Annotated in this window: 9 protein-coding genes and 1 pseudogene; 5 read left to right on the top strand and 5 right to left on the bottom strand. The window is 30.8% G+C overall.

The features are described from left to right. Positions 1 to 8: 8 nt before the first annotated feature. Positions 9 to 293, bottom strand: coding sequence for a hypothetical protein (locus CHB63_RS14560; RefSeq protein WP_245857012.1), 285 nt, complete (start codon positions 291 to 293; stop codon positions 9 to 11). Between the two features lie 20 nt (positions 294 to 313). After that, positions 314 to 1,078 carry a 5'/3'-nucleotidase SurE gene (gene surE, locus CHB63_RS14555; protein WP_089379210.1) on the bottom strand — a complete coding sequence of 255 codons (765 nt, stop codon included), beginning with the start codon at positions 1,076 to 1,078 and terminating at the stop codon, positions 314 to 316. Positions 1,079 to 1,204: 126 nt separating this feature from the next. Here surE and CHB63_RS14550 point away from each other — a divergent pair, with 126 nt between their 5' ends. The 5 genes from CHB63_RS14550 to CHB63_RS14530 all read left to right on the top strand — a co-directional run bounded on the left by CHB63_RS14550 (position 1,205) and on the right by CHB63_RS14530 (position 10,974). Next, positions 1,205 to 1,726, top strand: a complete 522-nt coding sequence (locus tag CHB63_RS14550; protein WP_089379209.1) for a hypothetical protein — start codon at positions 1,205 to 1,207, stop codon at positions 1,724 to 1,726. A gap of 72 nt (positions 1,727 to 1,798) precedes the next feature. Next, the gene (locus tag CHB63_RS14545) at positions 1,799 to 3,919 is read left to right on the top strand and encodes a carboxy terminal-processing peptidase (protein WP_089379208.1); all 2,121 of its coding nucleotides are present in this window, start codon (positions 1,799 to 1,801) and stop codon (positions 3,917 to 3,919) included. A gap of 41 nt (positions 3,920 to 3,960) precedes the next feature. Next, positions 3,961 to 5,055: an ABC transporter permease gene (locus CHB63_RS14540; RefSeq protein WP_089379207.1), complete on the top strand. Its 1,095-nt coding sequence runs from the start codon at positions 3,961 to 3,963 to the stop codon at positions 5,053 to 5,055. Between the two features lie 313 nt (positions 5,056 to 5,368). Next, entirely contained in the window at positions 5,369 to 7,489 is a 2,121-nt protein-coding gene (locus CHB63_RS14535) for an EF-hand domain-containing protein (RefSeq protein WP_089379206.1), read from the top strand. 11 nt (positions 7,490 to 7,500) lie between these two features. Continuing rightward, positions 7,501 to 10,974: a COG1361 family protein gene (locus CHB63_RS14530; protein WP_089379205.1), complete on the top strand. Its 3,474-nt coding sequence runs from the start codon at positions 7,501 to 7,503 to the stop codon at positions 10,972 to 10,974. 299 nt (positions 10,975 to 11,273) lie between these two features. Here the strand turns inward: CHB63_RS14530 and CHB63_RS14525 are convergent, their stop codons facing one another. The 3 genes and pseudogenes from CHB63_RS14525 to CHB63_RS14515 form a co-directional block, all read right to left on the bottom strand. Beyond that, positions 11,274 to 11,870, bottom strand: coding sequence for an acetyltransferase (locus tag CHB63_RS14525; protein ID WP_089379204.1), 597 nt, complete (start codon positions 11,868 to 11,870; stop codon positions 11,274 to 11,276). A 3-nt stretch (positions 11,871 to 11,873) separates the two neighbouring features. Next, positions 11,874 to 12,479, bottom strand: a complete 606-nt coding sequence (locus CHB63_RS14520) for a sugar transferase (protein ID WP_089379203.1) — start codon at positions 12,477 to 12,479, stop codon at positions 11,874 to 11,876. A gap of 125 nt (positions 12,480 to 12,604) precedes the next feature. After that, positions 12,605 to 13,014 (bottom strand): annotated as a pseudogene (locus tag CHB63_RS14515) (endonuclease domain-containing protein). Positions 13,015 to 13,081 lie beyond the last annotated feature (67 nt).

The raw sequence follows: 13,081 nt of genomic DNA, 5'->3' as shown, positions 1-13,081 counted from the left end.
AATTATAATTATTTAGAAAATAACGTTAAAAATAAGGTTATTAAAGCAATAAAAAAAGTTTCCAATAAAACACCTCTAGCTCTATAAATTTGTTTCTTTTTTAAAAAAATAAAGAATACGAAAAAGTTAGCTATCGCCCCCAATGTTAGGACTTTACTCTCTAAATTACCTTCTTTAATTAACTCTAATCCCTTATTGAAATCGAGCTTTGAAAAAAATTCTATAAAAATAAAACAACCAACGGCGGTAGCAACCAATCCAACCAAAAAACCAATTAATATTTCTTTTTTCATTTAAATTATTTAATATGGAATTATAAATTCCAAGTATTTAATTTTTGGATAAAATGATGTGCTGTTAAATCAAATTGCACAGGTACAAGAGAAATGTAATTGTTTGCCAGTGCCCACTCATCAGTATCTTCACCCTTATCCATATTCGTAAACACACCTGTTAACCAATAGTAAACTTTGCCTTGTGGATTCACTCTTTTATCAAATTCCTCTACCCAATTTGCACGTGCTTGTCTGCATATTTTAATTCCTTTAAATGTCTCACTTTTAGGAAAATTAACATTTAGCACAACGCCATCTGGCAAACCATTTTCTAACACATTTTCAGCAACTTGCTTTATAAAAGGTTTAAGGGGTTCAAAATCTGCATTCCAAGAATAATCTAATAATGAAAAACCAATAGCTGGTATGCCTTCTACTCCCGCTTCAACAGCAGCACTCATTGTTCCTGAATAAATCACATTTATGGATGAATTAGATCCGTGGTTAATACCTGAAACACATAAATCTGGCTTTCTATCTAAAATCTCACTAACTGCCAATTTAACACAATCCGCAGGTGTACCAGACGATTTGAATTCTCGTTGAGGTCCTTCATCAACTTTTATTTCATTACAATACAATGTTTCATTTATAGTAACGGCGTGCCCCATTCCACTTTGTGGGCTATCTGGAGCCACTACTACAACATCTCCTATTTCGTTCATAACTGCAATTAGAGTTCTTATACCTGGTGCAGTTATTCCGTCATCATTTGTTACTAAAATTAGAGGTCTTTTATTCATTTTTTATAATTTAAGAAACAAAGCTACTATATTTTATTTGGTTTGGATATATTAAATTTTAACATTTTGTAAAGTAATTTAGACTAAATTATTAGCTATTATTGTAATCATAATTTCTTTGTAAAAATGAAAAAAATTAGTTTTATAATTCTTGCGTTAACTGTTTATAATAATAGTGGTATAACTGCTCAAACCAGCAATACAAATTGCGCCTGCTGTAGTGAAAATTATAACGAATTTGATTTTTGGATTGGTGAATGGGCTGTTTATGATATTAATGACAAACTACTTGGTAATAATTCTATTACCAAACAATATGATAATTGTGTAATTCAAGAAAAATGGGCTTCAACAGGAAAAAATAAAGGTACAAGTACTAATTTTTATGATAAAACTGATGGAAGCTGGAACCAAATTTGGGTTGATAACTCGGGCTATGTATTAAAATTAAAAGGTAATTTTATTAATGGTTCTTCTATGGTGTTAAAAAGTGATTTGATTAAAAGTGAAAATGGGTCTTTTTATAATCAAATAAGTTGGACTAAAAATAAAGATAATTCTGTACTACAATTATGGGAAACATTTGATTCCAACAATAAAAAAATATCCGAAGTTTTTCGTGGTATTTATAAAAAAAAGTTAAATTGACCAACAATATAAAATATTGGCACTATTTTAGTAGTTGTAATAGCATATAATTCTAAAAAGTATTGACAGATGATGATAAGAAAATTTAAAATTTTACTACCGTTACTTCTTGTAGTAAGTTTACTTGCAAGTTTTAAAACAATTGATAATACAGTTAAAAATACAGACCCAAAAGATAAAGTTTTAATTACTATCTTAAATTATGTATTAACTCAATGGCATTATGAACCAAAGGAAATAAACGATTCCTTTTCAGAAAATGTTTACAATACCTTTTTAGAAAGATTAGATCCTTCCAAACGATATTTCTTACAATCTGATATTGATGAGTTTTCAAAATACAAGCTTGATATTGACGATCAAATTAAAAAAGAAGATTTAACATTTTTCTATTTAGTTTTTGAACGTTTTAATCAACGTACTTTAGAATCTAAAAAATATTATAAAGAAATATTAACTACAAAATTTGATTTTAATACAGATGAATCCTTTAATGTAGATTACGATAAAACGCAATATGCTAAAAATCAAAATCAACTGATTCAAAATTGGCATAAAATATTAAAATTTAGCACAATTTCTCGTCTTTATGATAAAGTAAATGATGAAGAAGATAAGTTTAAGGAAGATAACAATTACAAGAAAAAAACATTTGAAACACTTGAAATTGAAGCAAGAGAAACTACCTTATCCAATATGGATGATTACTATGCCAGGTTAGATGAATTAAATTATTCCGACTGGTTTTCAACTTTTATCAATTGTATTTCAGAAGAATTTGACCCACATACTACTTATTTTGATCCATTAGCAAAAAAAGGTTTTGACCAAGATATTTCAGGTAAATTAGAAGGAATTGGAGCTAGACTTCAAAAGAAAAACGATTATACCAAAGTAAGTGAATTGGTTTCTGGCGGACCAGCCTGGAAACAAGGTGAATTAGAAGCAGAAGATATTATTTTAAAGGTTGCCCAAGGAGATGAGGAACCATTGGATATTGTTGGAATGCGTTTAGATAAAGCCATTCAATTTATAAAAGGAAAAAAAGGAACTGAAGTTAGATTAACCGTTAAAAAAATTGATGGTACTATAAAAGTAATTTCAATTATTAGAGATGTTGTAGAGTTAGAAGAAACCTTTGTAAAATCGACTGTTGTTAAAAAAGATGGTAAAACATTTGGAGTGATCGATTTACCTAAATTTTATATAGCTTTCGACGAAAAAAACTATCGGAATTCTACAACAGATATGGCGCAAGAAATTGAGCGATTAAAAAAAGAAAATGTTGAAGGATTGGTTATAGACCTTAGAAATAATGGTGGTGGTTCTTTACAAACAGCAATAGATATTTCGGGCTTATTTATTAATCAAGGTCCTGTTGTACAGGTAAAATACCGCGATAAGGCTGCAGATATAAAAGTTGACAAGGACTCAAAAATTCAATGGGATGGTCCATTAGTTGTTTTAGTAAATGAATTTTCCGCCTCAGCCTCTGAAATATTCGCAGCCGCAATGCAAGATTATAAAAGAGCTATAATTATTGGTGGAAAACAGACGTATGGTAAAGGTACAGTACAAAGTGTATTGGATTTAAACAGATACCATAACTTAAAAGAAGATGTTGGAGCTTTAAAAATTACCATTCAAAAATTTTATAGAATTAATGGAGGCTCAACTCAATTAGAAGGTGTACACTCAGATATAATGCTACCAAGCAGATATAGTTATATGGATATTGGCGAAAGAGATTTAGAGAATGCATTAAAATTTGATAAAGTGCCTGAAGCAACTTATTCACTTTGGAACAATTATGCTAATTTTAATGAAACTATTAACAATAGTAAAAAACGTGTAGCTTCAAATAAATACTTTAAATTAATTGATAACAATGCCAAATGGTTAAAGAGTACGCAAGACGATTCTTTAATTTATTTAAATTTTGATGCATATAAAAAAGATTTAGAACATCACAAAAATGAATCGACCAAATACAATGAGATTAAAAATTATACAACTAATTTGACATTTAACTCACCTCTTTATGAAATTTCAAAAATAAACGAAGATGAATCTTTTGCTGAAAAAAGAGAAGCTTGGCATAAAAATTTAAAAAAGGATATTTATGTAGCTGAAGCATTGGATGTATTAAGTGAACTTAAAATGAAACCTCAATACCATTTAGTTAAAAATTAATTTTTAAAAAGTTGTAACTTTACAAGCGTAAAGCTATACTATTGAAAACAAGAAATAATTCGTTAACATCACAAGCACTCCAGAAGTTTAAAAAAAACACTACTGGAGTGCTTAGTTTTTGGTTTATTGTTATCTGCGGTTTTATTGCAGTATTTGCCTATTTAATAGCGCCCGATAATAGCAGCAACGCAAATCAAATGCATTTAGAAATTCACTCTAAAAAACCAGGATTTGAAGTTTTAATGCTGACTATTCCTTCAAAAGTTGAAGCTTCTCAAAGTTTTATAAATAAAATAATAGCTGGTAAAATAAATCCACAAAACGAAATACCAATTTCTAAATTCAATATTTCAGAAAATACATTAATTATATTTCCATACACCGCAAATGGTATAGAGAGCATCTCTAAAACATATCCGCTATCAAGTTTTAAAGCCAAAGATATTTCTGAATATATAAAAACTAAAACCTTCTATTTAGGTACAGATAAATATGGCAGAGATTTACTAAGTAGAATGCTTATTGGAACACGAATTTCCTTTTTTATAGGTTTTATTGCCGTATTTATTTCATTAGTAATTGGCATTTCAATTGGAGCAATTGCAGGCTATTATGGGGGTAAAATTGACGCATTAATAATGTGGATAATTAATATTACCTGGTCAATTCCAACATTGCTTTTAGTAATTGCAATAACACTGGCTTTAGGAAAAGGTTTTTGGCAAGTTTTTATTGCTGTTGGCCTAACAATGTGGGTTGAAGTTGCTCGTGTGGTTCGTGGGCAAATTATGAGTACAAAACAAATGCAATATGTTGAGGCGGCTAAAGCCTTAGGCTTTTCGAACTTCAGAATTATTTTTAGACACATTCTACCAAATATAATGGCACCTGTTATTGTAATTTCTGCAGCCAATTTTGCCGGAGCCATATTAATTGAAAGCGGCTTGAGTTTTTTAGGAATTGGCGCACAACCTCCTACTCCTTCTTGGGGAGCAATGATTAAGGACCATTACAGCTATATTATTCTTGGAAAAGCCTATTTGGCAATTATTCCAGGATTGGCAATTATGAGTTTAGTTATGGCTTTTATGCTTATTGGAAATGCATTACGAGATGCGCTGGATGTAAAGGGTTAAAAACCTTTTATAACGTATTCTAATTCTTTTTAGGGTAATCCTTAAACTTAAAATAGCAAATCTTAATACACTTAATTTAAAGTAACAAATGTTACATATTAATTTATTTTTGTATTTTGTTGTTAAATTCAAAAAAATCAAACGCATTATTTACTCATTTTATAACATTTAAAATTAACAACAAAACACAGTTAAAATCTTTTTCAAAAAAGAATTTTCGATTCCTGGAGGTAACAATTCATTGATTTTTTTGATTAACTAATAATAACATTAATGTTTTAAATAATGTAACTATTACTAAAAATTAAAATTTATGAAAAAAGTAACCTATCTTATTTTTTTTGTGTTTATAACCATTGGTTATTCACAAAAAAAATCGAATGGTTTAGAAAAACAAAATTCTAACCAATTTGACATTAGTTTAGCAACAGGAATTTCATCTCCTTCGTCGACCTTTAGTGATAATTCATATGCTGCTGATGGCAGCTTTTTTGAATTATCATCAACTTATTATTTCTCTAAAATTGGAATGGGAATTTCACTTGGAAGTTTTTCAAACCCAACAGAAGGAAATTTATTAGAATTCACCAATAACACAGGTTATACTTTATCCAATAATTCTGAAAATTGGAAAACTTCTTATTATGGTATTGGCCCAAATTATAGGACAAATATTGGTAGTTTAGAAGCAATTATTTTTACACGTGCAGGATTAATGGCTGTAAAACCAAATTCTTTACAGAGTCGTTTTGTTGTTGAAAACGCAGACACACCTGCTTCAATACCAGTTTACAATCTAAATACATCTGAAACTTCACAAAGTGGATTTTACACTGCAGGTATTAAACTGGGATACAAATTAAATCGAAGTCTTAGCTTCTATATTTCGGCCAATTATTTATCTTCTTTTTCTGAAGATTTAGAAATTGAAGAAAGCAGAACAAATATTCAAAATTTTGATTTAAACAGAGATGGAACAATAGATCAGGATGAAATAGCCAAACTATTGGGTACTCAAATAGACTATCAAACATCAACAATTAATTCGAAAATTCAAGCACTTAATTACGGTTTTGGGCTAAGTTATAGTTTTGGAAAAAGAACCATAAAAATTGGTGGTACAGAAAAACCTTATGCCAGAGGAAATGATGGTTCCGATAATCAGGAAACAATATTTAACAAACCTATAAATTCAGGTACTGTTGTATTTACAAATCCTTCAAAAGATAAAAGAAAAAATCAACAAAAATTAGTTTCAATTCTTCCAAAAAACAAAAGTGTTTTTAAAGATGTCAACTCAATTAAAAATTTCACTTGGGAGATAATTGGTAGTAAAATTCCGAACCCACAGTTTATTATCGAGGTAACTAAAATAAGTGGAAATCAACAGGCACAACGCACATATATTGGCAAAACTTCAAGAATGTCAATAAGTACAAAAGAAATTTTTAAAGATAATAATTTAAGTGATGGTCAATACCGATGGAAAGTTACTGAAACCTCAACAGGTAATTCATCTGATGTAAAATTCTATACTTTTAGTAATTGTGAAATTGATTTTACAATTTCAAATGAAGAAATTGAATGTTTAGGTTATGAAGGTGAAGATAGAAAATATAAAATCTGTTTTGACTCCACTTATTCAAGTTCTTCAGGTGATTTAACCTTTGTAAATCCAGGTTCTGGTTTATCGGTTTTCGATCAAGCTTATGCACCTTTAACCTATACAATGATAAGCCCAAATCCAACGCTTTTAACTCAAGTTGGCACTACAACTTCAACTGTAAGTTATTGCTTTGAAGTAACCGTTTCAGCAAGTGTAACTTCTATTGGTTTTGGTTTGCAAGGCGACGATTTAGATCCTAGTCCGCTTTTGTGCCAACCAGGAGTAAGTTTTATGTTTGATGAATTACCTGATTGTATTTGTGATGAATGTGAAGATATTGAACTATCGTTTGATAATTTCAATATTTCATTAAATGGAGCAACCGGAAATCAATTTAATTTTGATGGAGACATTAATGTAAATGTTCCTATTTATGGAATAGAGTTCCAAGTTCAATCATATAGTTATTCTGCAAGTCCTTCAGCTTGTACAGAAGGTGTAAGTAGTGTTGAAGAATCTGGTATGATTTTAATGCCGGGTACTTCTATAAATGGATCAACAAGCCTACAATTATTTAATGAAACTGTTTCAGGTAGCCCAAGCTCAAATAACAATGCTACAAAAGATATAAAATACACTAGCAATTCACCACTCACTGGCGCAATTCCAGTAAATCTAACCATTGGTTTGCCTGGTCCAATTTCTGGCCTCGATCCAAGTTGTTGTGTAATTGACTATACAGTATGCATAAAAGTAAAAGTATTTTATGAAGAAAGTAATTGTAAATCGTGTGTATTTACACATTGCTTCACCTTTAATAACCAATAAAAATTACTATCATGAAAAATATAATATATACATTCAAAACATATATGTTGCTAGTATTTTTATTTGCAACAACCTTAGGATACTCTCAAATAGTATTAAATACTTCTCCAAATACAGATACTTGTAGTTTAAGTGGAGACAATGTTACCGTATCAGTGCCAAGTGAAGCCTTAACTGGTGATAACATTGCATTAAATATTACCCTGCCAGGAAGCTATGATGCTGGTTGTGTAAAAACGGTAAGCATTACTAAATCATCAAATTTGGTTTTTCAAAGTTCAGGTGCAATTCCTTTTACTGATATGGGTGGAGGAACTTATCAGAATACTGCTCCTCCTGTTTTAGCAGGAAATGATGGTCAAAATTTTAATGTGTTCTTCAAATTTCCAAATTACACCACTTGTAATGGAACCGTTGGAACTTTTGATGTTACAGTAACTTTAGATTGTGCAGGCGTTATAACAACCTGTACAACATCAGTAAACGTTACGGCAAGAGCTGATAATTACTGGTCTGTATCTAAAGAGTTTGTTACTGGAGATTTAACTTGCGGAATTTCAAAATGGAGAATTAAATTAAATCATAACAATCCAAATGGAGCAGGCCTTGGAAATTATAAGGTTGCTGGAACCATTAGTGAAAGCGCATCAGTTATAGTTCCTATTGTTGGAACTGCTTCTTACTCAGTATCAAATAATGGTGCAAGTAATGGAACTTGGCATTATAATGTTTATTTACAAAATTGCGCTCCTGACGGAAGTTTACTTACAAACATTGCGGATTATAATTTTACATTAGGAGATGGAACTTGCGGTACAATGGCTGGTTCAGTTACAGCAACTTCACCTCCATTGGCAAGTCCAAATGCTTCCATTTCTTTTTCGAAAAGTGTTTCTAATCCACTATATACTAATTTAACACCTGGATGTGATGCTCGTTATTATATTTCTGTATGTAATAATGGAAATGTACCCTGGACAGATTTACAAATTACAGATAATTTAAATATTCCAGGAATTACAATAAACTATATAAATCTTGGCGGGTGGACATCTTCACCGGCTGTAGCACCTTACCCTGCTACAACATACACTTTTACTCGCCCTGGTTTTATTTTAAACCCGGGAGAATGCACAACAATTTATATTGATTTTACAATTGATTCAGGCGCTACAATTGGCAGTACAATTAGTAATACTGCTTATTTAAGTTATGTTGCTTCAGGAACTGGCGGTGGCCCGGGTGGACCTCCAGTAGACCCTTGTCCAGCAATTAGTTGCCCAACTATTGATACGACCATTCAAAACACCGATGATGATGCTGCGTTTATTGTAGAAGCTCCTAAAGCTATTCCTTCGATAAAAAAATGTATTGTTGATCCACCAAATGCATTAGTTCCTCCAATTTATCAAATTGGCGATGTAATTACGTATAGCATTATGGTAGGTAATTCTGGTTCGGCGGATTTAAATACTGTAATTAGCGATGCTTTTGGCAGTCCTCAAAATTTAAATATTGTTCCTGGATCTAGTACTTATGACTATTATCCTAATCAAAATGCTGCTTATAAAAATAGTTGTAACCCTCCATTTGGAGCTCCGATTCCGCCTCCTTTTATACCAACTGAAGATTCTTCAGATCTACAAAATCCATTTTGGACAATTCCAAATATGCCAGGAATTTGTGATTGGAATAGAGCTAACTTTTTAATTATCACTTTTGATGCTATTATTCTGCCACAATTATCTGGCACAAAAACCAATACAGCAACTGTTCCATATAATGCAAGTACTTTAAGTAGTTCTGTAAATTATAGTATTGATGAAGTTGGTATTTTGGGAGTTTTTAAAGAAGCTGATGCAGAAATTGTTGAAAATGGTCAGTCTTTTAATTATACAATTACAGTATCAAATGATGGAAGTATTCCATTAGATAATATTGTAATTACAGATATGTTACCTGATTGTGTTTCAGTAAACGGACAATTATCTATTGAAGATGCTTATGCAACTCCAATTCCTTTTACAACTTCTGGTAGCTTAATAATTAATATTAATCCAGTCACACAAATATTCCCTGGAAATGATTTTACAATTACCATTCCGGTAGTTAAATCTGGTGGAGGAAATTGTTGTAATGAAAGTGTCTCCGTAACTGCGGAAATGATTACTTCTGGAATAGAATTAGATGCTAATTATGGAAGTGAAGAAGCACCAGCTGCCTGTGTTACTGGAACTGAATGTTGTGATATTGAAGATTTTGAAGCTTCCATTGAAGAACATAATGGTTCGTTTAATGCTAGTATTAACGGAGGAAGTGTTCCTATTCAAGAAGTAGAAATTTCTATGATTGATTATCACGTTGAATATTCGAATGAAGATTGTAAACCTGATGATATGGGTAATTTTGGAACTCTTTCAACTTCTAATACAACATTAGCAAATCTAATATTAAATGCAGGAGATAACAATACTAGCAGCTTATCATGGTTGCTTGGTTCACCTTCAATGTTAAACAATAGCGTTAATTTAAATATTATAGATCCGTTAACACTAAACTTAGATTGCTGTGATGTTACATTCTCATTCTGTTTAAAAGTAAGGGTTAAGGATGTAAATTGTAATGTTTGCGAGAAAATAGTTTGTTTTTCAAACGATCAAATAATTGAACCTGATCCTTGTATAATTGATATCAAACCATTTAGTCAAGGACAAAAATTCTGTATTGGTGATACCATTAATTTAAATTGGTCTGGTACTACTCCAACAGGACAAGTAAACGTTTCATTGTTTGATGTTACAAACGGAGCAGTTTATTCAGTTTTAGCAACAGGAATTCCAAACACAAATTCATTTACATATACAATTCCGGCTTCAATTCCGTGTGATTCTGCAAGAACCTGGACATTAATTGTTGAAGATGCTGAACGATTGTGTTTTGACAGAAGTGATCCTTTTATAATTGAGTGTTGTGATCAACATGGAGATTGTGATTGTGGAGAATGGTTAACAAACACTGTTAGTATTAAGAAAAATATAAAAGAAGTACCACATAACCCTAAATTCAAAATTAATTTCCAAGATTATCTTGAGAAGAAAATAGAATGTGGAAACGAGATAACTTTAAAACCTTCTAATTTTTATTCTTTTACTGCTCCAGATTATATATGTAATCCTGAAGATTGTGAAGTGGAATACAAATGGGAAGTTGTTGATCCAAATGCTATAATCCAATCTGGAAATGGTAAAACGTTTAATTTTAGTTTTAATATTCCTGGAGTATATCAGCTAATATTTACACCTATTTGTGGTGGAAAACGCTGTGAGCCTTGTAAAATATATGTTTACATTGAAAAGCAAGGACAAGGTCATGAAAATCCGAAAGACCATCTAGACAAAATTGATTTTAAAGAAGATTTTGGACAAGTTCAACAAACAGGTGACAATAAATTAAAAAGTTGGAAACGAGTTTCAAAAAAGATCTAATTAGATTTTTAAAATAAAACCAGATTACGAAAAAGGCCTCTTAAAATTAGAGGTCTTTTTTTCTTCAAATTTATGTAAATTAGAATTTACAAGTAACTAAATCACACTTTTCAAAATCCTACTGAGCTTAGTCTGTCTTGAGCTTCGTTGAAGGATAGAAATAGTTATTAATTAGAGATTCTTCACTATCGTTAAGAATGACAAAAAATACTGTTCCTTAAATAGCAGATTACTACGTCGCTGACGCTCCTCGCAATGACGAGAAATCGATATTTAGTAGAGCCTTTGTATTCACTTTTCTATTTCTTAATTTGACGCGCTGGATTCCCAACGTATAACGAACCATCAGGAATATCTCGAATAACAACAGTACCTGCACCAATAGTCACCCATTTACCAATTGTAATTCCTTGTATAATTTGTGCTCCAATACCAATATGAGTTCCTTCCCCAATTTTTACATTTCCAGCTAAAGAAGCATTTGGTGAAATATGCACAAAATCTCCTAACTCACAATCATGTTCTACAATTGCACCTGTATTGACAATACAATGCTTTCCAATTTTAGCGGAAGCATTTATAACAGCATTTGCCATAACGCAAGATCCCTCATCAATAAAAGCATATTTTGAAATAGTAGCTTTTGGATGAAATACTGAGATATAATTCTCACTAATTGATTCTGAAATCATTTTTCTTGTAGCATTATTTCCAACACTAATAAACATTTCATGAATTTTAGTTTTGTCAAAAGTTTCAAAATTATATATTGGAACATTTAATATTTTATCAATCTCAATATTATCATCGAATACCCCTTTAATAATTTTATCTGTTGAGGATTCAATACTATCTATTATCACTTTACAGTGACCACTTGCTCCATATAAATACATATCTTAATTATTTCCTTTAAACCGATTCATCATAGTATTTGTTTTTGCATAAACACCTTCTGATTGGACTACTTTTTTTATTGTTTTCAATATTATTTGAACATCTAATTTAAAACATAAATGTTCAACATACCAAACATCATATTCAAATTTTTGTTGCCAACTAATTGTATTTCGTCCATTTATTTGTGCCCATCCTGTAATTCCCGGGCGCACAAGATGTCGTTTTTTTTGAAACTCATTGTATAATGGTAAATACTGTGGTAATAATGGTCTAGGACCAATTAAACTCATATCTCCTTTTAATACATTTATTAATTGGGGTATTTCATCTAAGGAGGTTTTACGTACAAAATTCCCAATAGCTGTTAATCTTTTAGCATCCGATAATAACTGCCCATTTTCATCCGTCTTATCGTTCATTGTTTTGAACTTAATAATAGTGAACAATTTTTCATTTAAGCCAGGTCTTTTTTGAAAAAAGAAAGGTTTTCCATTGTTTGCAATTGCTAATAATACAGTAATAATTAAAAGTAATGGTGAAAGAAATATCAATCCTAATAAGGAAAGTAAAAAATCAATAGCTCTTTTAAATATTTTTTTGTACAATTTTTAGTGGTTTATTAATTCTACAGTGAAGACAAATATAAGATAAATTGAATGAGGGTTTGGCTATAAAATCATATTCCATCGCGCAATCCAGCACATTTGCTAAAATGTTTTCAAAAAACTTTTTAACGCTTTGTCCCCTCTTGAGAGGGGTTAGGGGTGTGTTTTTCAAACTCAATAATATAAAACTCAATAGTGCGTAAAACATTCTCCATATCTTTTAAAACTTGTTCATCTCTAAAACGTAAAACAGTAATCCCAAATTTATTTAGTTGTTTTTCTTTCTTTACATCTTTTTGATGCACCTCTAAAAACTCATGTGAATAACCATCTATCTCAATTCCCATTAATAATTCAGCACAAAAAAATCTAGAATATAGTTATCAATTGGTTTTTGTCTGTGAAAATCATATCCATAGCATTGTTTTCCTTTTAACTTTCCCCAAAGAATAATTTCTGATTTTGTTGAATTGTTCCGAAGCTCTCGTGCTAGTAATTTTAATTTTGGGTTGTATGGAAATATTTTTCTTTTCATAATATTTATTTACACACCCCTAGCCCCTCTCAAGAGGGGAATTTTTAACGCTTTGTCCCCTCTTGAG

This window comes from Lutibacter flavus (assembly GCF_900188355.1).
In the GTDB taxonomy this organism is placed as follows: Bacteria; Bacteroidota; Bacteroidia; order Flavobacteriales; family Flavobacteriaceae; genus Lutibacter; species Lutibacter flavus.
The sequence above is the reverse complement of the archived record's forward strand: the minus strand, read 5'-3'. Positions and strand labels throughout refer to the sequence as shown.

Coding starts and splice junctions, on each gene's coding strand:
- CHB63_RS14560 (WP_245857012.1), bottom strand. CDS start 293: ATGAAAAAAGAAATATTAATTGGTTTTTTGGTTGGATTGGTTGCTACC.
- surE (WP_089379210.1), bottom strand. CDS start 1,078: ATGAATAAAAGACCTCTAATTTTAGTAACAAATGATGACGGAATAACT.
- CHB63_RS14550 (WP_089379209.1), top strand. CDS start 1,205: ATGAAAAAAATTAGTTTTATAATTCTTGCGTTAACTGTTTATAATAAT.
- CHB63_RS14545 (WP_089379208.1), top strand. CDS start 1,799: ATGATAAGAAAATTTAAAATTTTACTACCGTTACTTCTTGTAGTAAGT.
- CHB63_RS14535 (WP_089379206.1), top strand. CDS start 5,369: ATGAAAAAAGTAACCTATCTTATTTTTTTTGTGTTTATAACCATTGGT.
- CHB63_RS14530 (WP_089379205.1), top strand. CDS start 7,501: ATGAAAAATATAATATATACATTCAAAACATATATGTTGCTAGTATTT.
- CHB63_RS14525 (WP_089379204.1), bottom strand. CDS start 11,870: ATGTATTTATATGGAGCAAGTGGTCACTGTAAAGTGATAATAGATAGT.